We start from the raw sequence: 532 nt of genomic DNA on the forward strand, positions 1-532 counted from the left end.
GGTCATTGTCCCGACCGGGCTGGCGACGCTGCTGATCCTGCTGTTCCTGCTGGCCGGGGTTCTCGTTCGGATTGCGATCGGGTTGGCCGCCCTGCTGGTTGTTCTGTCCCATGTGGGTCATCCTCTTTCCAAACTGCTTGGGCGGTAGGCTTGGAAGCGACGCGCCATAAAGCAGCGAGTTCTCGCCGCTTTCAACAGCTTATCGCAAGAATCGCCGTGCCCGCACGCGATCGCCTTTTCACAACTCAACAGTCCCGTATTGAGCTCGGCACAGCTACGCCCGCGCCCTGCGGTCGGCCACCGCTGCAACGATCGCATCGCAAAAGTCCGGCAGGTCGTCGGGACAGCGACTGGTGATGATATTGCCGTCGACCACGACGCTCTCTTCGACCACCTGCGCGCCGGCATTGGCAACATCGGTGCGGATCGACTTGTAGCTCGTCATTCGCTTGCCCGATGCGAGCCCGGCTTCGACAAGAAGCCACGGCGCATGGCAAATCGCGGCAACCGGCTTGCCAGCACCTGCGAAGGC

At 62.2% G+C, this 532-nt stretch carries 1 protein-coding gene; it reads right to left on the bottom strand.

The annotated features are described in order from the left end of the window. Positions 1-274 precede the first annotated feature (274 nt). Positions 275-532 (bottom strand): DJ-1/PfpI family protein (locus tag ACT6QU_RS19415; protein WP_444837023.1); only part of this gene is annotated, 258 nt, incomplete at its 5' end.

It is taken from the genome of Aliihoeflea sp. (genome assembly GCF_052435475.1).
Lineage (GTDB): Bacteria > Pseudomonadota > Alphaproteobacteria > Rhizobiales > Rhizobiaceae > Aliihoeflea.